This is a genomic window from Crenobacter luteus, from assembly GCF_004345725.1.
GTDB lineage: Bacteria > Pseudomonadota > Gammaproteobacteria > Burkholderiales > Chromobacteriaceae > Crenobacter > Crenobacter luteus.
In genome coordinates this window covers 46,416-73,201 of record NZ_SLXG01000002.1, presented here as the reverse complement: position 1 = coordinate 73,201, position 26,786 = coordinate 46,416, and the positions used below count along the sequence as shown (strand labels likewise).

The following is a 26,786-nucleotide window of genomic DNA, read 5'->3' as shown; positions in this document are numbered from 1 at the left end:
GCCAACCCGGAAGAGGTTGGCCGAGCCGTTTGCTTGCGCGCCGCGTTCAGCCCTGCTGCACCGCGACCGCGCGGCGGCGCGCCAGCGCGCCCTCGACCAGCGAGTACGCGCACGGGATCACCAGCAGCGTCAGCGCGGTCGAGCTGACCATGCCGCCGATCACCGCGATCGCCAGCGGGCCGTTGGTCTCGGCGCCGGCGCCGAAGCCGAGCGCGGCCGGCAGCATCGCCAGCACCACGGTCAGCGACGTCATCAGCACCGGCCGCAGCCGCACCGGGCAGCTTTGCGACAAGGCCTCGTCGATCGCCAGGCCGCGCGCGCGGTACTGGTTGGTGACGTCGACCAGCAGGATCGCGTTCTTGGCGACCAGGCCGATCAGCAGCACCAGGCCGATCGCCGAGTAGACGTTGAGGCTCTGCCCGGCCGCCCACAACGCGAACAGGCCGCCGACCACCGCCAAAGGCTCGGCCAACATGATGATCGCCGGCTGCACGAAGCTGTTGAACTGCGCGGCGAGGATCAGGTAGAGCATCAGGCTGGAGAGCGCCAGCACGAAGAACAGCTCGCCGCCGGTGCGCGCCAGTTCCCTTCCCTCGCCGAGGAACTCGATCCGGTAGCCCGGCGGCAGCGCGCCGGCCGCCGTCTCGCGCACGATCGCCATCGCCTCGCCCAGCGTCTGCTCGGGGCTGGCCGACAGGCTGACCGCGTACATCAGGCCGAGGCGGTCGATCTGCGACGGGCCGAGCGTCGTCTTCACGTCGGCGACGCTTGCGAGCGGCACCAGCGCGCCGCCCGGCGCGCGCAGGTAGACCGACCCGAGGTCGGCCGCGCGGCTCAGCGTGGCGTCGGCCGCCTTGACGCGGATGTCGTAGCGCTCGCCGTCGCCGTCCGAGAAGCGCGCGACGTTGGCGCCGGCGGTCAGCAGCTTGAGCGCCGACAGCACGTCCTGCGTCGACAGCCCCAGCCGCGCGGCCGCCTCGCGCCGCACCGTCACCGACAGCATCGGCTGGCTGGCCTCGCTCTCGGCGTCGAGCCGGCCGATGCCCGGCACCGCCGACAGCCGCGCCGCCAGCGCGTCGGCCGCGCGCGCGGCGACCGTCTGCTCGGGACCGACCACGGCGAACTTCAGCTTGCCGCCGCGGCTCTCGCCGGCGCGCGGGAAGGGAAAGGCCGACACGCGCGCCCCCGGCACCGCCGACAGGCGGCGGCGCAATTCGCCGATCAGCTCGCCCTGCGAACGCTCGCGCTCGCCGCGCGGCGACAGGCCGACGACGAAGGTCGTCTGCGTCGCGCTGTTGCCGGCGAAGCCGCCGACGATGGTCAGCACGCGCTGGATCTCGGGCACCTTGGCCAGCTCGGCCTCGACCGCGCGCGCCCGCCCGTCGGTGTAGCCGACGCTGGAGCCGACCGGCGTCCTCAGCTGCACGAGGAAACGGCCCTCGTCCTCCTCCGGGTAGAACTCGGTCTTCATCAGCGCGACGATGCCGAGGCTGGCGACCGCGAGCACGAGGCTGCCGGCGAGCACCGCCCGGCGGTGGCCGAGCGACCAGGCCAGCGCGCGCCGGTAACCGTCCTCGAGCCGCACGAACTGGCGCTCGAACCAGCGGTAGACGCGGCCGTGGCTCGGCGCCGCCTTCAGAAAGCGCGAGCACAGCATCGGCGTCAGCGTCACCGACACGAACAGCGACACCAGCACGCCGAACGACACCACGATCGCGAAGGCGTTGAACAGCCGACCGACGGTGCTGGACAGGAATACCACCGGCAGGAAGATCGCGACCAGCGACAGCGTCGCCGCGACGACGGCGAACACCACCTCGCGCGTGCCGTGCTCGGCGGCGGCCAGCGGCGCCTCTCCGCCCTCCTCGCGGCGGTGGATCGCCTCGAGCACGACGATCGCGTCGTCGACCACCACGCCGATCAACAGCAGCAGCGCCAACAGCGTGATGGTGTTGAAGGTGTAGCCGAGGAAGTACATCAGCGCGACCGCGCCCAACAGCGACACCGGGATCGCGGTGGCGACGATCACCGTCGCGCGCGCGTTGCGCAGGAAGGCCCACACCACCAGCGCCGCCAGCAGCGTGCCCTCGAACAGGTGGTCCTTGAGCGCGCCGACCATCTCGTTGATGAAGGTCGCGGTGTTCGACGCGACGGTCAGCGTCATGCCCGGCGGCAGGCTGGGGCGGATCTGGGCGTCCAGCCTTCTTAGCACCTCGCCGGCGATCGCCACCGTGTTGGTGTTCGGGATGCGCACGATGCCGATGCTCACCGCCGGCGTGCCGTTCAGCCGCGTGAAGCTTCTGAGGTCGCCCTCGCCGTCGATGACGCGCGCGACGTCGGCCAGCTTGACCGGCGCCTGACCCTGCCAGCCGACGACCAGGCCCTCGAGCGCGGCGACGGAATGGAACTCGGCGTCCAGGTCGATCAGGTACTCGCGCGGACCGGCGGTCAGGATGCCGCCGGCCTCCTGGCGATGCTCGCGGCGGATCGCCGCCTCGACGTCCGAGGCGGTCAGCCGGTGGCCGGCCAGCCGCAGCGGGTCGACCTCGACGCGGATCACGCGCTGGCCGCGGCCGCGCACGTTGACCGCGCCGACGCCGTCTATGGTCTCGAGCTGCTTCTTGACCACGTTGTTCGCGTAGCGGTACAGGTCGCGCTCGGTGCGCTCGCCGGTCAGCGTCAGCCACAGTATCGGCGCGGCCGAGCTGTCGGCCTTGGTGACCACCGGCGGGTCGGCCTCGTCGGGCAGGCGACGCCGCGCGGTCTCGAGCTTGGTCTGCACCTCGTTGAAGGCGACGTCGATGTTCTTGTCGAGCGTGAACACGATGGTCACCGTCGAGCGGCCGGGCGCCGAGCTCGACTGCAGGATGTCGACGCCGGGCACGCTGTTGACCGCGCTCTCGATCACCTGCGTGACGCTCTGGTCGATCACGTCGGGCGTCGCGCCGGCCAGCGTGGTCGACACCGACACCTGCGGCTGCTCGATCGCCGGGTAGCGGTCGACGCCGATACGCTGGTAGGCGACGACGCCGAAGATCACCACCACCGCCGACAGCACGAAGGCGAGCACGTGGCGGTGGATGAACAGGGAAACCGCGTTCACGCGCCGCCCTCCGCCCGGGCCGGCTCGGCCAGCTTCACGCGGGCCTTGTCGGCGAGAAAGCCGGCGCCGTCGACGGCGACCGTGTCGCCGGCCTTGAGCCCGGCGAGCACCTCGACGCGGCCGTCGGCGGCCAGGCCGGTCGTCACCCTGACCTCGCGCGCCGTCTCGCCGTCGACGACGAAGGCGACGCGGCCCTTGGGCCGGTCGACCAGCGCGCCGGCCGGCACCGCGAGCGCGCGGCGACGCGACAGCTCGACCACCACGTTCAGCGCCTCGCCGACGCGCAGCGGCAGCGCCGGAAACTCGGCGTAGGCGACGCGCGCACGGCTGGCCGCGTCGAGCGTGCTGGCCAGCGCGACCACGTGCCCCGCGCCGTCGCGGCCGTCGACGCGCACCGTCTGGCCGACGGCGAGCCGCTCGCCGGCCTCGCCGGCGAGCGCGAACTTCACGCGCGCCGCGCCGTCGCCTGCGACGCGGAACAGCGCCTTGCCGGCGGGCACGTAGTCGCCGACGTTGACGAACTTCTCCTCGACCACGCCGGCCAGCGGCGCGCGCACCCAGGCGCGCGCGGCGTCGCGCGCGCGCTGCTGCGCCTCGGCGCGCGCGGCGGCCAGCTGCGCGTTCAGCGCGGCTAGCTCGGCGCGGCTCTTGTCGAGCGCGGCCGGCGAGATGAAGCCCTGCCGCTCGAGCGACTGGTCGCGACGGAACTGGGCGCCGGCCTGCGCGGCGAGCGCCGAGAGCCGCGCGACCTCGGCGTCGGCCGCGCGGCGCGCGTCGGCGAGGTCGGCCGCCTCGAGCCGGGCCAGCGGCGCGCCGGCGGCGACCGCTTGCCCTTCCTTGACGACGATCGCCAGCACGCGGCCGGCGACCTCGGCGGCGACCTCGGGCGCGTTGCCCGACTCGACCTCGGCGTAGGCGCGCGCCGTGTCGACCAGCTCGGCCGGCGCGGCGCGCGCGACCGAGACGGTCACCGCCGGCGGGCCGGCGGGTTTCCTGGCGGCGTCGCCCTTGGAGCAGGCGGCGACGGCGAGGGGCAAGAGAAGCAGCAGAATGGAACGCATGGCGGACAGGGGCGAAAACGATGAGGAAAAGACCGTACCGGGCGGGGCAGCGTTCCGCCCGTTCACGAACGGTTTACAAAAGCGCCGGCCGACGCGACGACGCCCGGCCAGGCCGGGCGTCGCGGAAGACGGCGGGAGGACTCAGTCCTTGAGCTTCCAGCGCACCGGCTCGCCGGCGCGCATCGGCACCAGCTCGGTCTCGCCGAAGGCGACGGTGTGCGGCACGTACCAGTCTTCCTTGACCAGCGTGACGGTGTCGGCGTTGACCGGCAGGCCGTAGAAGGCCGGGCCGTTCAGGCTGGCGAAGGCCTCGAGCTTGTCGAGCGCGCCGACCGACTCGAAGGCCTCGGCGTACAGCTCGATCGCCGCGTGCGCGGTGTAGAGGCCGGCGCAGCCGCACGCCGACTCCTTGGCGCCCTTCGGGTGCGGCGCGCTGTCGGTGCCGAGGAAGAACTTGGCCGAGCCCGAGGTCGCCGCCTTCAGCAGCGCCTCGCGGTGGCTTTCGCGCTTGAGGATCGGCAGGCAGTAGTAGTGCGGACGGATGCCGCCGACCAGCATCGCGTTGCGGTTGAGCAACAGGTGGTGCGCGGTGATGGTCGCCGCGACGTTGGCCGGGGCCTCGGCGACGAATTCGGCCGCCTGGCGGGTGGTGATGTGCTCCATCACCACACGCAGTTCCGGCAGGCTCGCCAGAAGCGGCTGGAACACCGTCTCGATGAACACCGCCTCGCGGTCGAAGATATCGATCTCGCCGTGGGTGACCTCGCCGTGCACCAGCAGCGGCAGACCGACCTCGGCCATCGCCTCGAGCGCCGGCATCGCCTTGGCTAGGCTGGTCACGCCGGCGTCGGAGTTGGTGGTGGCGCCGGCAGGATACAGCTTGACGCCGTGCACGAAGCCGGAAGCCTTGGCCTTCCGGATTTCCTCGGGCGCGGTGTTGTCGGTCAGGTACAGCGTCATCAGCGGCTCAAAGCCCGAGCCGGCCGGACGGGCGGCGAGGATGCGTTCGCGGTAGGCGGCAGCCAGCTCGACGGTGGTCACCGGCGGCTTCAGGTTAGGCATCACGATCGCGCGGCCCATCTGGCGCGCGGTGGCCGGCACGACGGCGGCGAGCGCGTCGCCGTCCCTGAGGTGCAGGTGCCAGTCGTCGGGGCGGCGGAGGGTCAGCGTGGCGCCGGCCGGCATCGGCTCGGCCAACTTGCGGTAGTCGGTCATGGAAATCTGCCTTGTCTTGGATGGGGAATTACTTGCGGCGCAGCACCAGGCGGAACTTGCCCTCGGCGGTGGTCGACGATTCGACCAGGCCGTTGCCGGTCTGGCGGCAGAAGGCCTCGAAATCCTTGGGCGCGCCCGGGTCGGTGGCGATCACCTCGAGCACCTGGCCGCTCGTCATGTCGGCGAGCGCCTTCTTGGCGCGCAGGATGGGCAGCGGGCAGTTGAGGCCGGACAGGTCGAGCTGTTTATCCAGTTGCATGCGGTCTTTCGGAAGCGGCACGCCGGCGGCGCCGGGCAGGCGCGGCCGCGCGCTTGGGTTACAATCGATGCTTTATTGTACCGCCGCCGCCGTTCCGGCGCGCGCCCCGCTGACCATGTGCGTGATCGCCCTCGCCTACAAGAGCCCCGCGCTCGGACCGCTGTTCCTCGTCGCCAACCGCGACGAGCGCTACGCGCGCGCGGCCGCGCCGCTGGGCTACTGGCCGGACGCGCCCGGCGTGCTCGGCGGGCGCGACCTCGAAGCCGGCGGCAGCTGGCTGGCGGTCAGCGCCGAGGGACGCTTGGCCGCGCTGACCAATATCCGCAGCGGCCGCCCGCAGCCGGGCCGCGTCTCGCGCGGCCACCTGGTGCGCGACTTCGTGACCGGTGCGATGAGCGCGCGCGAGTTCGCCGCCGAGCTGGCGGCCCGCCGCGGCGACTACGCGCCGTTCAACCTGCTGTTCGGCGAGGTCTCCGACCTCTACCACTTCCACAGCGCGACCGGCGCGTTCGCGCGGCTCACGCCCGGCATCCATACACTGTCGAACGCGACGCTCGACACACGCTGGCCCAAGACCGACAAGTTGGCCGAGCGTCTCGCCGCCTGCCGGCGCCGCCCGTCGAGCGACGAGGCCTTCGCCTGGCTCGCCGACCGCGACGAGGCGCCGCTCGACGCGCTGCCCAACACCGGCGTCGGCCTCGCGCTCGAGCGCATGCTGTCGCCGGTGTTCATCCACGGTCGCGACTACGGCACGCGCGCCTCGATGGTGCTCGCCGCCCACGCGCGCGGCGACGTCGACTTCGCCGAGCGCAGCTTCGGCCCGTCCGGCCGCGAGACCGGACGCGTCGCCTACACCCTACGCCTTGCCCCGAGGAGAACCGCGTGACGACACGCAAGACCTGGCTCATCGCCGCCGCCCTGGCCGGCCTCGCCCTGACCGCGCACGCCGAGACGCGACGCGGCTACAACAGCAACTACGCCTTCGACGTCGACAAACCTTGGGTCGAGTCCGGCTACGCGCTGCCGGCCTACCCGAAAACCGGCGACTGGCTGCCCTTCTTCGTCCACCGCGACTACCCGAACAAGAGCGCCGTCGACGCCGGCACGCTCACGGTCGGCGACGACGGCGTGGTGCGCTACGTGCTGCGCGTCGAGAGCCCGTCCGGCGCAAAGAACGACAGCGTCGAGGGCTTGCGCTGCCAGACGCGCGAGCTCAAGCGCTACGCCTTCGGCGACACCATCAACGGCCGCTGGATCGAGTCGCTCAAGCCCGCCTGGGGCAAGATCGAGCTCGACGACCGGCTGCACCGCGCGCTGCACGCGATCGTCTGCCCCGACAACTGGGTGCCGAAGTCGGCCGCGGAAGCGGTCGCGCAGCTGAAGAAGGCCGCCGACTGAGCCTCATCAGGTAAGACCCTCGACTGGGGGGCAACCCGGCTTGGCGGTCCTCGCCGCCGCGCCCAGAATCATCGGACGATATCCATCCCGATGTACTAGCGCGCCATGCCCCCCTTGTTTACCGGCCATCTCCAGATCCTGCTGTCCGCCGCCGCCTTCGGCACGATGGCGATCTTCGCCAAGCTCGCCTACCAGCACGGCCTGTCCGCGTCGCAGGTGCTGTTCTGGCGTTTCGCGATCGCGGCGCTCGCGCTCGCGCCGCTGATCGCCTGGCGCCGCCTGCCGTGGCCGTCGGCGCGCACCACGCTGCAACTGGCGGCGATGGGCGGCGCCGGCTACGCGCTCGCCTCGCTGTGCTACTTCACCGCGCTCGACTACGCCGCCGCCGGCACGGTCGCGCTGCTGCTCTACCTGTACCCGGCGCTGGTCGTGCTGCTGTCGCGCTGCCTGCACGCCGAGGCGCTGACGCGCCGCCGCAGCCTCGCGCTCGCGCTCGCGCTGTCGGGCCTCGCGGCCACCGTCGGGCTCGACCTGACCGGCCTGCCGCTGGGCTTCGCGCTCGGCACCGCCGCGGCGCTGTGCTACGCCGGCTACATCGTCGCCGGCGACCGGCTGGCCGGCCGGGTCCACCCGCTGGTCGGCGCCTTCGTCGTGATCGCCGCCGCCGCCGCGAGCAACGGTGCGCTGCTGCTCTGGCAGGGCTTCAGGCTGCCCGACTCGCCGGCGGCGTGGAGCGCGGTGCTCGCGCTCGCGCTCGTGTCGACCGTCGCCGCCATCGTCGCCTTCCTCGCCGGGCTGGCGAAGGTCGGCGCGACGCGCGCCTCGCTGCTGTCGACCGTCGAGCCGCTGGTCACGCTGCTCCTGGCCGCCGCCGTGCTCGGCGAACCGCTGACCGCCGCGCAGTTCGTCGGCGGTGCGCTGATCCTGTCGGCGGTCGCGCTGACCACGCGCGACGCCGACGCCGGCCGGATGCGGCTGGCCGACGTGCGCGACTGAACGCGCCGCGCACCAAAAAGCCTGGCCGGACCCCGAAGGGTCCGGCCAGGCTTTTTGGTACGCGTTCCGCAGCTACCTCAGGCGCCGGCCTGCCAGTGCCCGCTCTTGCCGCCTTCCTTTTCCAGCAGCCTGACGCCGTCGATCGTCATGCCGCGGTCGACCGCCTTGCACATGTCGTAGATGGTCAAGAGGCCGATGCTGACCGCGGTCAGCGCTTCCATCTCGACGCCGGTGCGGCCGACCGTCTCGGCGGTCACCTCGATGCGCACCGCGCTGTCGGCCTCGGCCAACTCGAACTCGACCGCGACGCGCGTCAGCCCGATCGGGTGGCACAGCGGGATCAGCTCGCCGGTTTTCTTGCTCGCCATGATCGCCGCCAGCCGCGCGATGCCGATCACGTCGCCCTTTTTGTGGCCGCCGCCCTTGATCAGCGCGAAGGTCGCCGGCTCCATGCGGATCCAGCCCTCGGCGACGGCGCGGCGCGCGGTCTCGGCCTTGGCGCCGACGTCGACCATATGGGCCTGGCCGGCTTCGTCGAAATGGGTCAGTTGCGACACGGGGATATCCTTACAAAAGCACGTTGCGCGCCAGCCAGAACAGCGCGACCAGGCCGGCCACGTAGGCCGACCAGCGGATCGCGACGGCGGCGCGCCGCAGGTAGTCACGGTTGCGCGTCAGCGCGTAGCAGATCAGCGCCCAGCCGAGCACCAGCGCGAGCACGACGAGCCACAGCCGGAACAGCCACAGCATGGCCGCCCCTCACGCCGCGACGGGCAGCCGGTGGAAGCTCGACGGCGCCTCGTCCGGGTCGGCGAAGCGGACGACCTCGTAGCAGTCGGGACGCGCCAAGAGTTCGCGCAGCAGCTTGTTGTTCAGCGCGTGGCCGGACTTGTGGCCCGAGAAGGCGGCGATCAGCGGATGGCCGACGACGTAGAGGTCGCCGATCGCGTCGAGGATCTTGTGGCGGACGAACTCGTCCGGGAAGCGCAGGCCCTCGGGGTTCAGCACGTATTCGTCGTCGATGACGATCGCGTTGTCGAGGCTGCCGCCGAGGCCGAGGCCGTTCTTGCGCATGTACTCGACCTCGTGCATGAAGCCGAAGGTGCGCGCGCGCGCGATCTCGTCGATGTAGGAGCGCTGCGCGAAGTCGATCTCGACCGTCTGCGGCGCGAGGTTGAACGCCGGGTGGTTGAACTCGATCGACAGCGTGACCTTGAAACCCTCGTGCGGCACCAGCCGCACCCACTTGTCGCCCTCGACTACCTCGACCGGTTTGAGCACGCGGATGAAGGCCTTGGGCACCGGCTGCTCGACGATGCCGGCCGACTGCAACAGGAAAATGAACGGCGCGGCGGAGCCGTCCATGATCGGGATCTCCGCCGCCGTCACCTCGACGATCAGGTTGTCCAGCCCCAGCCCGGCGAACGCCGACATCAGGTGCTCGATCGTGCCCACGCGCACGCCGGCGTCGGTCACCAGCGTGGAGGAGAGTCGCGTGTCGTTCACGAGCGCCGGATGCACTTTCACATCCACCGCTTCGGGCAGGTCGGTGCGGCGAAACACGATGCCGGTGTCGGGCGGCGCCGGCAAGAGGGTGAGTTTCACCCGCTCGCCGGAATGCAGTCCCACTCCGGTCGCCGTGATCGGCTGTTTCAGCGTGCGCTGCAGGATCATGGTCCACCTGTTCGGGTCAAGGTCGTCGACGCCGATTCTAGCACACGCCACCACCGCGCCTGATCGATTAAACCGTTAATGTTTATAGCGTTACGCTATCAGTCTGCCTGCTTGCGCAGGAAGGCCGGGATGTCGTAACTGTCGCTGACCTCCGGGTTGGAGAAGTCGACCGGGCCACTCGGACGGCCGCCGCGCGCGCGGCGCACCACCGCCGGCGCCTCGAACTCGTCGTAGTTCAGCACGTCGACCGGGCGGTCGTCGGTACCGGTCTTGACGATCTTGATGTACTCCGGGCGTTCCTCGCGCTGCGGCTTCTTGGTGCCCAGGCCGGTCGCGATCAGCGTGACGCGGATGGTGTCTTCGGACATGCCCTCGACCTCGGCGGTGCCGAACTTGATCTGCGCGTCCTCGTCGGCGTACTGGCGGATGATGCCCATGATCTCGCGGTACTCGCTCATCTTCAGGCAGCCCGGCGCGGTCGAGATGTTGACCAGCACGCCGCGCGCGCCGTCCAGCGTGATGTTGTCCAACAGCGGGCTGGCCACCGCCTGTTCGGCGGCGACGCGCGCGCGGTCGATGCCGGCCGCGTGCGACGAGCCCATCATCGCCAGGCCCATCTCGCTCATCACGGTGCGCACGTCGGCGAAGTCGACGTTGATCAGGCCCGGGCAGGTGATCACCTCGGCGATGCCGGCCACGGCGCCGCGCAGCACGTCGTCGGCGGCGCGGAAGGCTTCGCGCATGGTGACGTCTTCGCCGAGCACCTCCATCAGCTTCTCGTTCGGGATCACGATCAGCGAGTCGACGTGCTTCTTCAGCTCGTCGATGCCGGCCTGCGCGACCTTCATGCGCTTGCCTTCGTGCGCGAACGGACGGGTGACGACGCCGACGGTCAGGATGCCCAGCTCCTTGGCCACCTCGGCGACGACCGGCGCGGCGCCGGTGCCGGTGCCGCCGCCCATGCCGGCGGTCAGGAACACCATGTTCGCGCCGCGCAGCGCGTCGGCGATGCGCTCGCGGTCTTCGAGCGCGGCGTTGCGACCGACCTCCGGGTTGGCGCCGGCGCCGAGGCCGCGCGTCAGGTTCTGGCCCAGTTGCAGACGGATCGGCGCGCGGTTGCGCTTGAGCGACTGCGCGTCGGTGTTGGCGCAGATGAACTCGACGCCGGCGACGTGGCCCTCGACCATGTTGTCGATCGCGTTGCAGCCACCGCCGCCGACGCCGATCACCTTGATGACGGCCTCGGAAGCCGTCTCCTGCATCACTTCGAACACCATGCTCATTTCTCTCTCCTCAAAGACGAGCTTGCTTCAATTACCGATATCACGCGAACACACGCCGCCGCCGGCCGGGCACCGCGCCCGGCCACGCCCGCCGGCGCGATCAGAAGTTGCCGACGAACCAGGCCTTCATGCGGCCGAACATCGAGCCGATGCTGCCGGCTTCGGCCTTGTGGCCGACCGGGGTCTGCAATTGATCCTTACCGTACAGCAAGAGGCCGACGCCGGTCGAGAAACGCGGGTTCTTCACCACCTCGGACAGGCCGCCGACGTACTTGGGCACGCCGATGCGCACCGGCATGTGGAACACCTCCTCGGCCAGCTCCATCATGCCCGGCATCAGGCTGGCGCCGCCGGTCAGCACGATGCCCGACGACAGCATGTCCTCGAAGCCGGAGCGGCGCAGCTCCTGCTGCACCAGCTGGAACAGCTCCTCGACACGCGGCTCGATCACCTCGGCCAACGTGACGCGCGACATCTGGCGCGGGCCGCGCTCGCCGACACCCGGCACCTCGATCATCTGGCTCGGCTCGGCCAGCGCGGTCAACGCGACGCCGTGCTGGATCTTGATGTCCTCGGCCTCCTTGGTCGGGGTGCGCAAGGCCATCGCGATGTCGTTGGTGATCTGGTCGCCGGCGATCGGGATCACCGCCGTGTGGCGGATCGCGCCGCCGACGTAGACCGCGATGTCGGTCGTGCCGCCGCCGATGTCGATCAGGCACACGCCCAGATCCTTCTCGTCCTCGGACAGCACCGCGACCGCCGACGCCATCGGCTGCAGCACCAGGTCGGACACCTCGAGGCCGCAGCGACGCACGCACTTGGCGACGTTCTGCGCGGCGGACACCGCGCCGGTGACGATGTGCACGCGGGCCTCGAGCCTGACGCCGCTCATGCCGAGCGGCTCGCGCACGCCTTCCTGGCCGTCGATGCTGTATTCCTGCGTCAGGATGTGCAGCACCTGGTGGTCGGGCGGAATGGTCACCGCGCGCGCGGTCTCGATCACGCGGTCGATGTCGGCCTGCGTCACCTCGCGGTCCTTGATCGCGACCATGCCGTGCGAGTTGGTGCTCTTGATGTGGCTGCCGGCGATGCCGGTATACACCTCGTTGATCTTGCAGTCGGCCATCAGCTCGGCCTCTTCCAGCGCGCGCTGGATCGCCTGCACCGTCGATTCGATGTTGACCACCATGCCACGCTTGAGGCCGCGCGACGCGGTCTGCCCCATGCCGATGATGTTGAGCCGGCCCTCGTCGAGTACCTCGGCGACGATCGCGACGATCTTCGACGTGCCGATGTCGAGCCCGACCAGCATGTTCTTGCTTTCCTTCGGTTTGCTCACCGTGTAGCTCCAGCCGTTATTTGTGTCCTCTTGCCGGCAGCACCCTTGTAGTCGGGGATCCGCACGGCAAATCCGTTCGGGTAGCGCATGTCCACCGTTTCGATGCGGTAGCCCAGGGCCGCCAGCGAGCCCTTCCAGTGGCGGGCGAAGCGCTCGGCGCGCGCCAGCACGTCGCCGCGTCCCAATTCCAGCTTCACGCCGTTGTCCAGCTCGACGCGCCACGCGCGCCGCGCCGACAGCGTCAGCACCTCGGGCTTGAGGCCCGACGGCGCCAGCGCCGCGCGCAGTTGGCCGAGCATGGCGCCCATCTCCTTTTCGCTGCCGGGCGGCCCGTAGAACACCGGCAGCTTCGCGTCGCTGGCGGCGTCGAACCACACGCTCTGCGTGCTGATCAACCCGCTGCCGCCCCAGCGCGCCATCGCCTCGTGCTCGACGACGCTGATCTCCAGCGTGTCCGGCCAGCGCCGCCGCACCTGCGCCTCGCGCACCCACGGCAGCTTCTCGAACGCCGCGCGGGTCTTGTCGATGTCGAGCGTGAAGAAGGTGCCCGACAGCTCGTGCGCGGCGATGTACTTCAACTGCTCCGGCGTCACCTTCCTGAGCGCGCCGTCGATCTGGATCTTCTTCACCGGAAACCACGGCGAGTGCACCAGCCACACGCCGCCGGCGTACAGCAGCATGAACAGCGACGCCAGCAGCAGGAAATTCGCCAGGCTCCCGAGCGCGCGATGGTTATCCCACATGGGCCATGCCGAGAATGGTCAGGCACAGCTCCTCGTAGCTGAGGCCGGCGACGCGCGCCGCCATCGGCACCAGGCTGTGGCTGGTCATGCCCGGTGCGGTGTTCACCTCCAACAGGTAGATCTTGCCGGCTTCGTCCATCAGGAAGTCGACCCGGCCCCAGCCGCGACCGCCGAGCACCTTGAACGCGCTGCGCGCCAGCTCGCGCGCCTCTTGTTCGACCGCGTCGGGCAGGCCGCTCGGACAGCGGTAAACGGTGTCGTCGCGGAAGTATTTGGCCTCGTAATCGTAGAATTCGGTCGCCGGTTCGATCTTGATCGTCGGCAGCACCGTGTCGCCGACGATGGCGCAGGTGAACTCGCCGCCGCCAACGAAAGCTTCGGCGATCACGATCGGGTCGTAGCGCTTCGCCTCTTCGAACGCCGCGCGCAATTCGCCGTGCGACTTCACCTTGGTCACGCCGATGCTCGAACCCTCGGTGGCCGGTTTGACGAACAGCGGCAGGCCGAGTTCTTTTTCGACCGCGTCGAAGTCGGTCGCGTCGTCCAAGAGGCGGAAGGCCGGTACCGGCAGACCGGCGCCCTGCCACACCAGCTTGGTGCGCCACTTGTCCATGCCGATCGCCGACGCCATCACGCCGCAGCCGGTGTACGGGATGCCCATGGTCTCGAGCGCGCCCTGCAGCGTACCGTCCTCGCCGAACGGGCCGTGCAGCGCGATGAACACGCGCTCGAAGCCCTCGTCCTTCAGCGCCGACAGCGGTTTTTCCGCCGGGTCGAAGGCGTGCGCGTCGACGCCCTGCGCCTGCAGCGCGGCCAGCACGCCGCCGCCGCTCATCAGCGACACCTCGCGCTCCGCCGAGGTGCCGCCCATCATCACTGCCACTTTGCCAAACTGCTGCATCTTCTCTGTCTTTCTGCTCCGGGCCGGCCCTCGGCCAACCCTGAATCCTTACTTGCCCGCGACCAGCTTGCCCGGCACCGCGCCGATGCTGCCCGCGCCCATGGTGACCAGCACGTCGCCGTCGCGCAGCGCGGCCAGCGCCGTGGCCGGCAATTCGGCGATGTCCTCGACGAACACCGGCTCGACGCGGCCCACCACGCGCACCGCGCGCGCCAGCGAGCGGCCGTCGGCGGCGACGATCGGCGCCTCGCCGGCGGCGTACACCTCGGTCAGCAGCAACGCGTCGACGGTCGAGAGCACCCTGACGAAGTCCTCGAACAGGTCGCGGGTGCGGCTGTAGCGGTGCGGCTGGAAGGCCAGCACCAGGCGCTTTTCCGGGAAGGCGCCGCGCACCGCCTCGAGCGTCGCGGCCATCTCGACCGGGTGGTGGCCGTAGTCGTCGACCAGCGTGAAGCTGCCGCCCGACGCGAGTGCGACCTCGCCGTAGCGCTGGAAGCGGCGGCCGACGCCGGCGAACTCGGCCAGGCCCTGCTGGATCGCGGCGATGTCGGCGCCGCACTCGAGGCCGATCGCGATCGCCGACAAGGCGTTGAGCACGTTGTGGCGGCCCGGCAGGTTCAGCACCACCGGGAAGCGCGTGACCGTGCCGTTCCTGACCACGCAGTCGAAGTGCATCTGGCCGGCGGCGGCGACGACGTTCTCGGCGTAGATATCCGCGTCGTCGGTGAAGCCGTAGGTGGTCACCGGCTTCTTCACCTGCGGCAGGATCGCGCGCACGTGCGCATCGTCGACGCACAGCACCGCACGGCCGTAGAACGGCAGCCGGTGCAGGAAGTCGACGAAGGCCTGCTTGAGCTTGTCGAAGCTGTGCTCGTAGGTGTCCATGTGGTCGGCGTCGATATTGGTCACGACCGCCATCACCGGCGCCAGGTGCAGGAAGGACGCGTCCGACTCGTCGGCCTCAGCGACCAGGAACTCGCCCGAGCCGAGCCGGGCGTTGGCGCCGGCGGCGGTCAGCTTGCCGCCGATCACGAAGGTCGGGTCGAGGCCGGCGGCGGCCAGCACCGACGCGGTCAGGCTGGTGGTGGTGGTCTTGCCGTGCGTGCCGGCGATCGCGATGCCCTGCTTGAAGCGCATCAGCTCGGCCAACATCATCGCGCGCGGGATCACCGGGATGTGCTTGTCGCGCGCGGCGGCCACCTCGGGGTTGTCGGCCTTCACCGCGGTCGAGGTCACCACCACGTCGGCGCCCTCGATATAGGTCGCGTCGTGGCCGAAGAACACGCGCGCGCCCTGCTCGGCCAACCTTTTGGTCGCCGCGCCGTCGGCCATGTCGGAGCCGGACACGGTGTAGCCGAGGTTGAGCAGCACCTCGGCGATGCCGCACATGCCGACGCCGCCGATGCCGACAAAATGAATGTGTTTGACCTTGTGTTTCATCGTTTCCGTCTCCGCCGGCCAGCGCCGGCGCTTATTCCTGGGTCAGCGCCTCGCACACGTCGGCCACCCGGGCCGCCGCGTCGGTCAGCGCCAGCGCGCGGGCCTTTTCGGCCATCGCGAGGCAATCGTCGCGCGAGAGCGTCGCCAGCCACGCGGCCAGCCCCTCGGCGTTGAAATCGGTCTGCGGCAGCAGCGTCGCCGCGCCGGCGTCGGCGAGAAAGCGCGCGTTGCCGGTCTGGTGGTCGTCCACCGCGTGCGGGTAGGGCACCAAGAGGCTGCCGACGCCGGCGGCGGCCAACTCGGCCACCGTCAGCGCGCCGGCGCGGCAGATCACCACGTCGGCGGCGGCGTACTCGGCCGCCATGTCGGCGATGAAGGCGCGGCAGTCGGCCGTCACGCCGGCCTTGGCGTAGTTCGCCTGCAATTCGGCTATCGCCTTCGCGCCGGCCTGGTGGACGACGAGCGGGCGCTGGCCGGCCGGGATCCGCGCCAGCGCCGCCGGCACGGTGTCGTTGAACACCTTGGCGCCGAGGCTGCCGCCGACCACCAGCACGCGCAAAGGGCCGCTGCGGTTCGCGAAGCGCGCCGCCGGCGGCGCGATGCCGGCGATGTCGGCGCGCACCGGGTTGCCGACCAGGCCGTCGCGGCCCGGAAAGGCGCCCGGGAACGCGAACAGCGTGCGGCTGGCGACCCGCGACAGCAGCCGGTTGGTCAGGCCGGCGACCGAGTTCTGCTCGTGCACCACCAGCGGCTTCCAGAAGAAGCGCGTCATCAGACCGCCGGGAAAGCCGGTGTAGCCGCCGAAGCCGATCGCGATGTCGGGGCGGTGGCGGAAGATCACCGCCGCGCTCTTGACGAGCGCGCCGGCCATCACGAACGGCAGCGCGAGCTTGCGCGCGACGCCGTTGCCGCGCACGCCGCGGATCCTGACCGTCTCGATCGCGAAGCCGTGCTCGGGCACCAGACGCGTCTCCATGCCGCCCTCGGCGCCCAGCCAGACGACCTTCCAGCCGCGCGCGGTCAGCTCCTTCGCGACCGCGAGGCCGGGGAAGATATGCCCGCCGGTGCCGCCGGCCATGACCATGATGGTTCGCTTCGCCATTTTCCTTGCCTTCGGCCAACCCTGCCGGTCGACCGCGTTAATCTTTGTTACAGGACGGCAACAGGCCGCCGGATGACCCGGACCGTCGATTCTAGCGCCACCGCGGCCGTCTGCGCCTTGTCGCCGCGCGCAGCGCCCCGGGGGAGGGGCAAACCTTAGAAGCGCGCACGATCCGTCTGTTTTAGCTTCGCCCTTTTGCCCCTTCGGGACTTGTCATGCGTGGCTACACTTTGTAGCCACGCATGATCCGTCGATTTTCCCAGTCGACGCGGACCAGCACCGCGACGGCGACCAGGTTCATCAGCATCGCCGAGCCGCCGAAGGACATCAGCGGCAGCGTCAGGCCCTTGGTCGGCAACAGCCCCATGTTCACGCCGATGTTGAAGAAGCTCTGGATGCCGAGCCAGATGCCGACGCCCTGCGCGAGCAGCGCCGGGTAGTAGCGCTCGAGCTTCTTGGCCTCGACGCCGATGTGGAAGGCGCGCCGCACGATCCACACGTACAGGCCGATCACCACCAGGATGCCGACAAAGCCGAACTCTTCCGAGATCACCGCCATGATGAAGTCGGTATGCGCCTCGGGCAGGTAGAACAGCTTCTCGACGCTGCCGCCGAGGCCGACGCCGAACCATTCGCCGCGGCCGATCGCGATCAGCGAGTGCGATAGCTGATAACCCTTGCCGTACGGGTCCTCCCACGGATCCATGAAGCCGAGCACGCGCTTGAGGCGGTACGGCGAGGTGACGATCAACAGCACGATCGCCGCCGCCGCCATCACCGCGAGGCCGCCGAAGATGCGCAGATTGATGCCGCCGAGGAACAGGATGCCCATCGCGATCGCCATCACCACCATCAGCGCGCCGAAATCCGGCTCCATCAGCAAGAGGAAGGCGACCACCACGATGGCCGAGAGCATCGGCAAAAAGCCCTCGGTGACGCTGTGCATCTTGGCGCTCTTGCGCACCGTGTAGTCGGCGGCGTAGATCACCGTCGCGAACTTCATCAGCTCGGACGGCTGGAAGTTCAGCACCACCAGCGAGATCCAGCGCCGCGAACCGTTCACCACCTTGCCGATGCCCGGGATCAGCACCGCGACCAGCAGCACCAGTCCGATCAGGAACAGCCGCCCGGCGTGCTTCTGCCACCAGGCGGTCGGCCGCGTGAACACCGCGCCGGCGCCGACGAGGCCGATGCCGAGGAAGAGCAGGTGCCGCGTCAGGAAGAAGAAGCGGCTGTTGGTCGCCGGGTCGGCCTCGGCGTAGGCGATCGACGCCGAGTACACCATCACCAGGCTGATCGACAGCAAGAGCGCGAGCGCCCACAGCAGCGCTTCGTCGAAGGCCGTGACGGGCGAGAAGCGCCGCGCGCCGGAGACGATCATTTACGCGCGCTCCGCCTTGATCGCGGCGACGGTGTCGACGAACACCTCGGCGCGGTGCGCGTAGTTGCGGAACATGTCGAGGCTGGCGCACGCCGGCGACAGCAGCACCACGTCGCCCGGCTCGGCCAGCTTCGCCGCCGCGCGCGTCGCCTCTTCCAGCGTCGTGCAGTCGTGCAGCGGCAGCGCGAGACCTTCGAGCGCGGCGCGGATCTTGCCGGCGTCGCGGCCGATCAGCACCACCGCGCGGCCGATGCGCGCCAGCGCCGGCTTGAGCGGCGAAAAGTCCTGACCCTTGCCGTCGCCGCCGGCGATCAGCACCACGCGGCGCGTCATGCCGTCGAGCGCCGCCTCGGTCGCGCCGACGTTGGTGCCTTTCGAGTCGTCGATGTAGGCGACGCCGTCGAACTCGTCGACCAGCTCGACGCGGTGCGGCAGGCCGCGGAAGGTTTTCAGTCCGTCGAGCAGCGCGGCGCGCGGCAGGCCGACCGCCTCGGTCAGCGCCAGCGCGGCCAGCGCGTTGGCGGCGTTGTGCAGGCCCTGCAGACTCAGGTCGGCGATGTCGAACACCGCCTCGCCGGCGACGGTCAGCCAGTGGCCGCCGTCCTTTTCGACCAGGCCGTAGTCGGCCGGGCCCTTCAGCGAGAACCACTTGACCGTGCGGCCGGCGCGGCTCATCGCGCGCGTCAACGGATCGTCGCGGTTGAGCACCTGCACGCCCTCGCCGTTGAACACCGCGGTCTTGGCGTGCGCGTAGTCGAGGAGATCGGCGTAGCGGTCGAGGTGGTCCTCGGAAATGTTCAGCACCGTGGCCGCGTCCGGCTCGAGCGACCAGGTGGTCTCGAGCTGGAAGCTCGACAACTCGAGCACCCAGACGTCCGGCAGCTTGCCGCTCTGTTCGCGCTCCAGCAGCGCCGCCAGCACCGGCAGGCCGATGTTGCCGGCGACCACGGTATCGAGGCCGCCGACCGCGCACAGGTGGCCGACCAGGCTGGTGACGGTGCTCTTGCCGTTCGAGCCGGTGATCGCGATCACCTTGGCGCCCTGCCCCTCGATCGCGCGCGCGAACAGCTCGACGTCGCCGAGCACCTCGCCGCCGTCGACCTCGAAGGCGGCGATCGCCGGCGTCGACACCGGCACGCCGGGGCTGACGACCAGGAGGTCGGCGTCGGCAAAGGTCAGGCTGTCGAAGGGGCCGGCGCGCAGTTCGACCTTGGGCAGTTGCTCGGCCAAGGTCTGCGCGTTCGGCGGCGCCTTCCGGCTGTCGGCGACGGTGACGCGCGCGCCGTGGGCGACCAGCCAGCGCGCGGCGGCCAGGCCGGTGTCGCCGAGGCCGACGACGACGATATGTTGTCCCTTGAAGTTCACCGGCGGCTCCTTAGCGCAGCTTCAGCGTGGCGAGGCCGGCGAGCACCAGCATCATCGTGATGATCCAGAAACGGACCACGACCTGCGTCTCCTTCCAGCCCTTCAGTTCGTAATGGTGATGCAAGGGCGCCATGCGGAACACGCGCTTGCCGGTCAGCTTGAACGACGCGACCTGGATCATCACCGACAGCGCCTCCATCACGAACAGGCCGCCCATGATGAACAGCACGATCTCCTGGCGCACGATCACCGCGACGGTGCCGAGCGCGGCGCCGAGCGCCAGCGCGCCGACGTCGCCCATGAACACCTGCGCCGGGTAGGCGTTGAACCACAGGAAACCCAGGCAGGCGCCGGCCATCGCCGCGCAGAACACCACCACCTCGTGCGCGCCCGGGATGAAGGGCAGGCCGAGGTATTTGGCGAACACCGCGTTGCCGGCGACGTAGGCGAAGATCGCCAGCGCCGAGGCGACCAGCACCGTCGGCAGCGCCGCCAAGCCGTCGAGGCCGTCGGTCAGGTTCACCGCGTTCGAGGTGCCGACGATGACGAAGTAGGTCAGCACGCAGAAGCCGATCGCGCCCATCGGGTACACCACGTTCTTGAAGAAGGGCACGATGAACTCGGTCGACGCCGGCAGCTGGGCGGTGGTGATCAGGTAGACGCCGGCGGCGATCGCGATCGTCGACTGGCACACCATCTTGAAGCGCGCCGACACGCCCTTCGGGTCCTTGTAGACCACCTTGCGCCAGTCGTCGTAGAAACCGAGCGCGCCGGTGCCGAACATCACCACCAGCAGCAGCCACACGTAGACGTTGGCAAGGTCGGCCCACAACAGCGTGGTGATGCCGATCGCCAGCAGGATCAGCGAACCGCCCATGGTCGGCGTACCCGCCTTGACGAGGTGGGTCTGCGGGCCGTCGCTGCGCACCGCCTGACCGACCTTCAGCTCGGTGAGCTTCCGGATCACCCACGGCCCCATCAGCAGCGAGATGCCGAGCGCCGTCAGGCACGCCAGCACCGCGCGCAGCGTCACGTAGTTGAACACGCTGAACGCGCGGATGTATTCACTCAGCCATTCGGCCAACCAGACCAGCACTTACTTCTCCCCTGCGTTGTTCGTTGCGGCCGCGGTCAGATGCTCGACCACGGTTTCCATCTTCATGAAACGCGAGCCCTTGACCAGCACCGTCGCGCCGGCGGGCAAGGTCGCGTCCAGGTGCGCCAAGAGCGCCGCGCGCTCGTCGAAGGCGACCGCGCCGGCGCCGAAGGCGTCGGCAGCGTGGCGGCTCAGCGGGCCGAGCGTCACCAGCGCCTCGATGCCCTTTTCCTTCGCGTAGGCGCCGACCTCGGCGTGGAGCATGGGCGCGGTGTCGCCCAGCTCGCCGATGTCGCCCATCACGAACACGCGCGGCGCCGGCATCGCCGCCAGCACGTCGAGCCCGGCCTTCATCGAGTCAGGGTTCGCGTTGTAGCTGTCGTCGATGACGACGCGGCCGTCTCGGCCTGCCTTGCGCTGCAGCCGGCCCTTGACGCCGCCGAAGGCGGCGAGGCCGGCGGCGATGGTCGACAGCGGCACGGCCAGCGACAAGGCCAGCGCGGCGGCAGCCAGCGCGTTCTTGACGTTGTGCTCGCCCGGCGCCGGCAGCGCGACGGCGATATCGCCCTGGGGCGAAACCAGCGTGAAGCGGCTGCCGGCCGACTCGAGCGCGACGTCGCGCGCGAACACGTCGCCGGCCGCGAGGCCGAAGGCGAGCGTTTCGTGGCCGGCGGCGGCGGCGCGGAACAGCTCGACGTGCGCGTCCTCGGCCGGCACCACGGCGACGCCGTCCGCGACCAGACCCTCGTAGATCTCGGCCTTGGCGCGCGCGATGCCCTCGACGCCGCTAAAGCCGCCGAGGTGCGCGCGCAGCGCGTTGTTGACCAGCGCGACGTGCGGCCGCGCCAGCCGCGTCAGGTAGGCGATCTCGCCCGGGTGGTTCATGCCCATCTCGATCACCGCGTAGCGGTGCGCGGCGCTCAGCTTCAGCAGCGTCAGCGGCAGGCCGATGTCGTTGTTGAGGTTGCCGGCGGTGGCGAGCACCGCGTCCGCACCGGCGTGCGCGGCGAGGATCGCGGCCAGCATCTCCTTGACCGTGGTCTTGCCGTTCGAGCCGGTGATGCCGACCACGCGACCGCCGAAACGGTCGCGCCAGGCGGCGGCCAGACGGCCGAGCGCGAGGCGGGTGTCGTCGACCGCGATCAGGTTCGCGCCCTCGAGCGCGAAGCCGCGGTCGACCAGCGCGGCGGCGGCGCCGTCGGCCAGCGCCTGCGCGACGAAGTCGTGCGCGTCGAAGCGCTCGCCCTTCAGCGCGACGAACAGGTCACCGGGTTTCACCGCGCGGCTGTCGGTGGTGACGCGCGCGAACGCGACGTTCTCGCCGCGCGCTTCGGCGCCGATCAGGCTTGCGGCCTCATACGTCGTCAGCATGCTGCTCCCCCCAGGCGGTGAGCGCCGCCTCGGCGACGCGGAAGTCGGAAAACGGATGCTTGACCTTGTCGATTTCCTGGTACTCCTCGTGGCCCTTGCCGGCGACCAGCACGATGTCGCCCGGCCGCGCCGACTGCACCGCCCAGCCGATCGCCTGCGCGCGGTCCTGGTCGACGTGGCCGGCCTGCTCCATGCCGGCGAGGATGTCCTCGATGATGGCCTGCGGCTCCTCGGTGCGCGGGTTGTCGCTGGTGACGACGGCGACGTCGGCGTACTTTTCGGCGATCGCGCCCATCATCGGGCGCTTGCCCTTGTCGCGGTCGCCGCCGCAGCCGAACACGCAGTAGAGCTTGCTGCCGGCCGGCCGGATCTCGGCCAGCGTCGAGAGCGCCTTCTCGAGCGCGTCGGGCGTGTGCGCGTAGTCGATCACGACCAGCGGTTCGCGCGCGCCGCCGACGCGCTGCATGCGGCCGCGCGCCGGCTGGATGCGCGACAGCACCTTGGCCGCCTCGGCCAACGGCACGCCGTTCACGCACAGCGTCGCAAGACAAGCCAGCAGGTTGGACGCGTTGAAGCGGCCCAGGAGCGCGGTCTTGATCGTGGCCTCGCCCCACGGCGTGCCCACCACGAGCGCGAGACCGTCGAGGCTGGCGGCAAGCTTGAGCGGGCGCACGTCGCCTTGTTCGAGGCCGTAGCTGACCACCTGGGTCAGCGCCGGGTCGATCTGCGCGATCAGCTCGCGGCCGAAGGCGTCGTCGGCGTTGATCACCGCGTGCTTGAGACCTTCCCAGTGGAACAGCTTGGCCTTGGCCGCGCCGTATTCCGCCATGCTGCCGTGGTAGTCGAGGTGGTCGCGCGTCAGGTTGGTGAACACCGCGGTCGCGAAGCTGACGCCGTTGACGCGGCTCTGGTCGAGGCCGTGGCTGGATACCTCCATCGTGACGACGCGCGCGCCCTGGCGCTGGTACTCGGCCAACCTTTGCTGCACGGTGACCGGGTCGGGCGTGGTGTGGCTGGTCTCGGTCAGCTCGCCGTAGAAGCCGTTGCCGACGGTGCCGATCAGCGCCGCCTTGCGGCCCAGCAGCGAGAAGGCCTGCGCCAGCCAGTGCGAGATCGAGGTCTTGCCGTTGGTGCCGGTGATGCCGACCACCGTCATCTTCAGGCTGGGTTGGCCGAGCACGTGCGCGGCGACGATGCCGGCGCGTTCGCGCAGCTGCGGCACCGGCAGGTTCGGCACCTGCCAGTCGGGGTTCCAGGCGAAGCCGTCGGCGTCGTCCCACAGCACCGCCGCCGCCCCCTTGGCGAGCGCGGCCGGGATGAAGTCGCGGCCGTCGCTGTACTCGCCGCGACAGGCCAGAAAGAGGTCGCCCGGCAGCACGCGGCGGCTGTCGGACTCGATGCGGCGCGGGTTCACGCCGAGGGTGGTCAGTTGCGCCGGGTCCCAGTCGGACAGCGGCGTTACGCGGCTTTTCATGCGTCTTCTCGAATTTCCGGGATCTGGTCCAGCGGAATCAGGGTGTTGTTGGACGGCGCATCCGGCTTGACGCCGAGGATGCGCAGGCTGCCGGCGGTGATCGCCGAGAACGCCGGGCCGGCGACGGTGCCGCCGTAATAGCTGCCGCCCCTGGGCTCGTCGATCATCACCGCGACGATCAGGCGCGGCGCGGTCGCCGGCGCGAAACCGACGAACAGGCCGATGTGCTTGTTCGCCGCGTAGCGGCCGCCCTCGAGCTTGCGCGAGGTGCCGGTCTTGCCGGCGACGTGGTAGCCGAGCACCTGCGCGCGCACGGCGGTGCCGCCTTCCTGCGTCACCGACATCATCATCTCGCGCATTTTGCGCGCGGTGTCGGGCTTGAGCACCGGCCGGGCCGGCAACGGCGAGGCAAGGCGCGTGAACGACACCGGCAGCAGGCCGCCGTCGTTGGTGAAGATGGTGTAGGCGCGCGCGAGCTGGATCAGGCTGACCGACACGCCGTAGCCAAACGACATGGTCGCCTGCTCGATCGGGCGCCAGCCCTGCCAGTTGCGCAGGCGGCCGCTGGCCTCGCCCGGAAAGCCCGAGCGCGTCGAGCGGCCGAAGCCGAGCTGGTCGTAGAAGGTCCACATCTGTTCGGGCGCGAACATCAGCGCCATCTTCGACGAGCCGACGTTGCTCGACTTCTGGATCACCTCGGTCACCGTCATCGCCGGTTTCGGATGCGAGTCGCGCACCGTCGCCGGGCCGATCATGTACGGCTTGGTGTCCATCCAGGTGTCCGGCCTGACCTTGCCGGCCTCGATCGCCATCGACACCGGGAAGGGCTTCATCGTCGAGCCCGGCTCGAACAGGTCGACCACCGCGCGGTTGCGACGCATCTCCGGCTCGAGCGCGCTGCGGTTGTTCGGGTTGTACGACGGGTAGTTCGCCAGCGCGAGCACCTCGCCGGTCTTGCCGTCGAGCACCACCACGCCGCCGGCCCTGGCCTTGTTGAGCTCGACCGCGTTCCTGAGCTCGCGGAAGGCGAGGTACTGGATACGCTGGTCGATCGACAGGGTCAGCGTCTGGCCGTCGCGCGGCCGCTCGATCGCCGCGAGGTCCTCGATGATGTGACCGCGGCGGTCCTTGAGCACCACGCGGCTGCCGTTCTTGCCGGCGAGCATCTTCTCGCGCGCCAGCTCCAGACCCTCCTGGCCGCGGCCGTCGACGCCGGTGAAGCCGACCACGTGCGCCATCACCTCGCCGGCCGGGTAGTAGCGGCGGAACTCCTGCTGGCGCGCGACGCCCGGGATGCCGAGCGCCATCACCTCGGCGGCCAGTTCGGGGCTGATCTGGCGCTTCAAAAACACGAACTCGCGTTTCTTGTCCGCGAGCTTGGCGGCGACGTCGCCGACGGGCATTTCGAGCAGGCGCGCCAGCGCGGCGAGCTTGTCCGGCGGCACCGGCGGCATGTCCTCGGGGCTGGCCCAGATCGACTGCACCGGCGTGCTGATCGCCAGCGGCTGGCCGTTGCGGTCGGTGATCACGCCGCGGTTGGCCTCCAGCACCAGCGTGCGCCGGAAGCGCGCTTCGCCCTGGTTCTGCAGGAAGTCCTGCTGGACGGTCTGCAGGTAGAGCGCGCGGACGATCAGCAAGAAGAACAACGCCCCAAGGCTCCACAGGACGAAGCGGACGCGGCCCGGCGCCATGATGAGCCCCGGGCGCGGCGCGTTGCGACGAGCGAAGGACTGGGGCTGGCGCATCAGGCGTCCCCCTCGGGCTTGACGATCTGCACCTCGCGCGGGTCGGGCGTGTGCATCTGCAAGCGGCTGGCGACCGCCTTCTCGATGCGCGCGTGCGCGCCCCAGGTGCTCTGCTCGAGCAGCAGGCGGCCGTAGTCGACCTCGAGCGTGCGGGCGAGCTTCTGCGCCTTCTCCAGCTCGCTGTAGCGCTTGCGCGCCTCGTACTGGGCGGTGACCACCGACCAGGACGACAGCACGATCAGCGCGAGCAGGGTGGCGTTGAGCCGGTTCATGCGTCGCCCTCTCGCCACGGCGCGTCGGTGCGCGCGGCGACGCGCAGGATGGCGCTGCGCGAGCGCGGATTGGCGCGCACCTCCTCCTCGCCGGCCTTGACCGCCTTGCCGACCAGCTGCATCGGCGCCGCGGGGATGTCGGCCGCGCGCACCGCGACCCACGACGGCAGCTCGTCGGCGCTCGACACATCCTTCAGGTAGTGCTTGACGATGCGGTCCTCGAGCGAGTGGAAGGCGATCACCGCCAGCCGGCCGCCGGCCGCGAGACGGCGCGCCGCCTGCGGCAGCACCGCCTTCAGCTCGTCGAGTTCGCGGTTGATGTAGATGCGGATCGCCTGGAAGGTGCGCGTCGCGGGGTCCTGACCCGGTTCGCGAGTACGGACGTTTTTCGCGACGAGCCCGGCGAGCTCGCGCGTGGTCGTGATCGGGGATTCAGCCCTTGTCGCAACAATGGCTGCTGCAATCTGGCGAGCAAACCGCTCTTCACCATAGGTTTTGATCACCTCTCGGATATCGGCCTCGGACGCCTCGGCCAACCACTCGGCGGCGGTGAGGCCGCGCGTGGTGTCCATGCGCATGTCCAGCGGCGCGTCGAATCGGAAACTGAACCCGCGCGAGCCGTCGTCGATCTGCGGCGACGACACGCCCAGATCCATCAAGACGCCGTCGACCATCCCGACGCCAAGGCGGTCGAGTTGGCGCGCGAAGGTCTCGAAACCCTCGTGCACGATGGTGAAACGGGGCTCGGCGGCGGCGAGGCGCTCGGCCTCGGCGACCGCCTGCGGGTCCTTGTCGAAGGCGATCAGCCGGCCCGAAGGGCCCAGCTGCGCCAGGATGGCGCGGCTGTGGCCGCCGCGCCCGAAGGTGCAATCCACGTAAACGCCGTCCGGGCGGATCGCCAAGGCGGCGACCGCCTCGTTCAGAAGGACGGTGACGTGTTGAAAACCGGCGCTCACAGCGAGAAATCTCCAAGATGCTGCTCGAGGTCAGCCGGGTCGATGGAAAGGGCTTCGTCGGTCACGCGCTCCCAGTCGGCCGCGTTCCACAGCTCGAAACGGTTACCCATGCCGACCAGCGCGACCTCCTTGTCGAGCCGCGCGCGCTCGCGCAGGCGCGACGGCAGCAGCACGCGGCCGTTGCCGTCCATGTCGAGCGGCTCGGCGTGGCCGAGCACGACGCGCTGGTAGGCCTTCACCGCCGGGTTCGTCGTCGGCAGCTTCAGCAGGCGCGCCTCGACCTCGCGCCAGTTGGGCTCGGGGTAGATCAGCAGGTGGTCGGGGGCGTCGAGCGTGACGGTCAGCCGCCGGCCGAAAGCGGACAGCAGGCTCTCGCGGTGCCTGGCCGGAATGGCCAAACGCCCCTTGCTGTCGAGAGACACGATGCTGACGCCGCCGAACATTGTTTTGGATTGCCGACCGTTTGATTCGCCTGAACAAGGGGGGGCTTTTACCCCACTTTTCCCCACTTCCGCCCACGTGCCGCCACTATAGGGAAGAAGGCCAACAGGGTCAATCGTCGGTATGCCCTTATTCTTCTTTTCCGACAAAGACTTATCGGGGCAAAACATG

The 26,786-nt window shown here is 70.1% G+C and carries 25 protein-coding genes; 3 read left to right on the top strand and 22 right to left on the bottom strand.

Annotation, left to right across the window (positions count from 1 at the left end):
- Window positions 1-46: 46 nt before the first annotated feature.
- The 4 genes from EV683_RS01865 to EV683_RS01850 all read right to left on the bottom strand — a co-directional run bounded on the left by EV683_RS01865 (window position 47) and on the right by EV683_RS01850 (window position 5,638).
- Window positions 47-3,103: an efflux RND transporter permease subunit gene (locus tag EV683_RS01865; RefSeq protein ID WP_066614825.1), complete on the bottom strand. Its 3,057-nt coding sequence runs from the start codon at window positions 3,101-3,103 to the stop codon at window positions 47-49.
- Window positions 3,100-4,164: an efflux RND transporter periplasmic adaptor subunit gene (locus EV683_RS01860; protein WP_131861565.1), complete on the bottom strand. Its 1,065-nt coding sequence runs from the start codon at window positions 4,162-4,164 to the stop codon at window positions 3,100-3,102. The genes EV683_RS01865 and EV683_RS01860 overlap by 4 nt, the downstream gene beginning before the upstream one ends.
- A 141-nt stretch (window positions 4,165-4,305) precedes the next feature.
- Window positions 4,306-5,379, bottom strand: coding sequence for a dihydroorotase (gene pyrC / locus EV683_RS01855; RefSeq protein ID WP_243694700.1), 1,074 nt, complete (start codon window positions 5,377-5,379; stop codon window positions 4,306-4,308).
- Between the two features lie 28 nt (window positions 5,380-5,407).
- Entirely contained in the window at window positions 5,408-5,638 is a 231-nt protein-coding gene (locus EV683_RS01850; RefSeq protein WP_066614829.1) for a sulfurtransferase TusA family protein, read from the bottom strand.
- 67 nt (window positions 5,639-5,705) lie between these two features.
- Here EV683_RS01850 and EV683_RS01845 point away from each other — a divergent pair, with 67 nt between their 5' ends.
- The 3 genes from EV683_RS01845 (at window position 5,706) to EV683_RS01835 (ending at window position 8,032) form a co-directional block, all read left to right on the top strand.
- On the top strand, window positions 5,706-6,524 hold the full coding sequence (locus EV683_RS01845) for an NRDE family protein (protein ID WP_243694699.1): 819 nt from the start codon (window positions 5,706-5,708) through the stop codon (window positions 6,522-6,524).
- Window positions 6,521-7,036, top strand: coding sequence for a CNP1-like family protein (locus tag EV683_RS01840; protein WP_131861563.1), 516 nt, complete (start codon window positions 6,521-6,523; stop codon window positions 7,034-7,036). The genes EV683_RS01845 and EV683_RS01840 overlap by 4 nt, the downstream gene beginning before the upstream one ends.
- Window positions 7,037-7,141: 105 nt before the next feature.
- Entirely contained in the window at window positions 7,142-8,032 is an 891-nt protein-coding gene (locus EV683_RS01835) for a DMT family transporter (RefSeq protein ID WP_131861561.1), read from the top strand.
- 77 nt (window positions 8,033-8,109) lie between these two features.
- On the opposite strand, the gene moaC is transcribed toward EV683_RS01835, so the two are convergent.
- From moaC to mraZ, 18 genes are all read right to left on the bottom strand, one after another.
- Window positions 8,110-8,589 carry a cyclic pyranopterin monophosphate synthase MoaC gene (gene moaC / locus EV683_RS01830; RefSeq protein WP_131861559.1) on the bottom strand — a complete coding sequence of 160 codons (480 nt, stop codon included), beginning with the start codon at window positions 8,587-8,589 and terminating at the stop codon, window positions 8,110-8,112.
- 10 nt (window positions 8,590-8,599) lie between these two features.
- Window positions 8,600-8,782 carry a hypothetical protein gene (locus EV683_RS01825; protein ID WP_131861557.1) on the bottom strand — a complete coding sequence of 61 codons (183 nt, stop codon included), beginning with the start codon at window positions 8,780-8,782 and terminating at the stop codon, window positions 8,600-8,602.
- Between the two features lie 9 nt (window positions 8,783-8,791).
- Window positions 8,792-9,703 (bottom strand): UDP-3-O-acyl-N-acetylglucosamine deacetylase, encoded by a 912-nt coding sequence (gene lpxC, locus EV683_RS01820; RefSeq protein ID WP_165916774.1) that lies wholly within the window; start codon window positions 9,701-9,703, stop codon window positions 8,792-8,794.
- Window positions 9,704-9,804: 101 nt separating this feature from the next.
- Window positions 9,805-10,989 (bottom strand): cell division protein FtsZ, encoded by a 1,185-nt coding sequence (ftsZ, locus tag EV683_RS01815; RefSeq protein ID WP_066614842.1) that lies wholly within the window; start codon window positions 10,987-10,989, stop codon window positions 9,805-9,807.
- 100 nt (window positions 10,990-11,089) lie between these two features.
- Window positions 11,090-12,301 (bottom strand): cell division protein FtsA, encoded by a 1,212-nt coding sequence (ftsA, locus tag EV683_RS01810; RefSeq protein ID WP_197457492.1) that lies wholly within the window; start codon window positions 12,299-12,301, stop codon window positions 11,090-11,092.
- Window positions 12,302-12,324: 23 nt separating this feature from the next.
- A complete protein-coding gene (locus EV683_RS01805) occupies window positions 12,325-13,071 on the bottom strand; it encodes a cell division protein FtsQ/DivIB (protein ID WP_131861555.1) in 747 nt (248 codons plus the stop codon).
- Window positions 13,061-13,972 (bottom strand): D-alanine--D-alanine ligase, encoded by a 912-nt coding sequence (locus EV683_RS01800; RefSeq protein ID WP_131861553.1) that lies wholly within the window; start codon window positions 13,970-13,972, stop codon window positions 13,061-13,063. The genes EV683_RS01805 and EV683_RS01800 overlap by 11 nt, the downstream gene beginning before the upstream one ends.
- A gap of 48 nt (window positions 13,973-14,020) precedes the next feature.
- The gene (murC, locus tag EV683_RS01795) at window positions 14,021-15,412 is read right to left on the bottom strand and encodes a UDP-N-acetylmuramate--L-alanine ligase (RefSeq protein ID WP_131861551.1); all 1,392 of its coding nucleotides are present in this window, start codon (window positions 15,410-15,412) and stop codon (window positions 14,021-14,023) included.
- A 31-nt stretch (window positions 15,413-15,443) separates the two neighbouring features.
- A complete protein-coding gene (gene murG, locus EV683_RS01790) occupies window positions 15,444-16,514 on the bottom strand; it encodes an undecaprenyldiphospho-muramoylpentapeptide beta-N-acetylglucosaminyltransferase (RefSeq protein ID WP_197457491.1) in 1,071 nt (356 codons plus the stop codon).
- Window positions 16,515-16,737: 223 nt separating this feature from the next.
- On the bottom strand, window positions 16,738-17,895 hold the full coding sequence (ftsW, locus tag EV683_RS01785; protein WP_066614849.1) for a putative lipid II flippase FtsW: 1,158 nt from the start codon (window positions 17,893-17,895) through the stop codon (window positions 16,738-16,740).
- Window positions 17,896-19,260 carry a UDP-N-acetylmuramoyl-L-alanine--D-glutamate ligase gene (gene murD, locus EV683_RS01780; RefSeq protein WP_131861549.1) on the bottom strand — a complete coding sequence of 455 codons (1,365 nt, stop codon included), beginning with the start codon at window positions 19,258-19,260 and terminating at the stop codon, window positions 17,896-17,898.
- Between the two features lie 10 nt (window positions 19,261-19,270).
- The gene (gene mraY / locus EV683_RS01775; RefSeq protein ID WP_066614851.1) at window positions 19,271-20,356 is read right to left on the bottom strand and encodes a phospho-N-acetylmuramoyl-pentapeptide-transferase; all 1,086 of its coding nucleotides are present in this window, start codon (window positions 20,354-20,356) and stop codon (window positions 19,271-19,273) included.
- Window positions 20,357-21,727, bottom strand: a complete 1,371-nt coding sequence (locus EV683_RS01770) for a UDP-N-acetylmuramoyl-tripeptide--D-alanyl-D-alanine ligase (protein ID WP_131861547.1) — start codon at window positions 21,725-21,727, stop codon at window positions 20,357-20,359.
- The gene (locus EV683_RS01765) at window positions 21,711-23,201 is read right to left on the bottom strand and encodes a UDP-N-acetylmuramoyl-L-alanyl-D-glutamate--2,6-diaminopimelate ligase (RefSeq protein ID WP_131861545.1); all 1,491 of its coding nucleotides are present in this window, start codon (window positions 23,199-23,201) and stop codon (window positions 21,711-21,713) included. The genes EV683_RS01770 and EV683_RS01765 overlap by 17 nt, the downstream gene beginning before the upstream one ends.
- The gene (locus tag EV683_RS01760; protein ID WP_066614856.1) at window positions 23,198-24,946 is read right to left on the bottom strand and encodes a peptidoglycan D,D-transpeptidase FtsI family protein; all 1,749 of its coding nucleotides are present in this window, start codon (window positions 24,944-24,946) and stop codon (window positions 23,198-23,200) included. Before EV683_RS01760 ends, EV683_RS01765 begins: the two co-directional genes overlap by 4 nt.
- The gene (gene ftsL, locus EV683_RS01755; RefSeq protein ID WP_066614858.1) at window positions 24,946-25,218 is read right to left on the bottom strand and encodes a cell division protein FtsL; all 273 of its coding nucleotides are present in this window, start codon (window positions 25,216-25,218) and stop codon (window positions 24,946-24,948) included. The genes EV683_RS01760 and ftsL overlap by 1 nt, the downstream gene beginning before the upstream one ends.
- Window positions 25,215-26,174 carry a 16S rRNA (cytosine(1402)-N(4))-methyltransferase RsmH gene (rsmH, locus tag EV683_RS01750; protein WP_131861543.1) on the bottom strand — a complete coding sequence of 320 codons (960 nt, stop codon included), beginning with the start codon at window positions 26,172-26,174 and terminating at the stop codon, window positions 25,215-25,217. Before rsmH ends, ftsL begins: the two co-directional genes overlap by 4 nt.
- A complete protein-coding gene (gene mraZ, locus EV683_RS01745) occupies window positions 26,171-26,617 on the bottom strand; it encodes a division/cell wall cluster transcriptional repressor MraZ (protein ID WP_066614862.1) in 447 nt (148 codons plus the stop codon). Before mraZ ends, rsmH begins: the two co-directional genes overlap by 4 nt.
- Window positions 26,618-26,786: the final 169 nt, after the last annotated feature.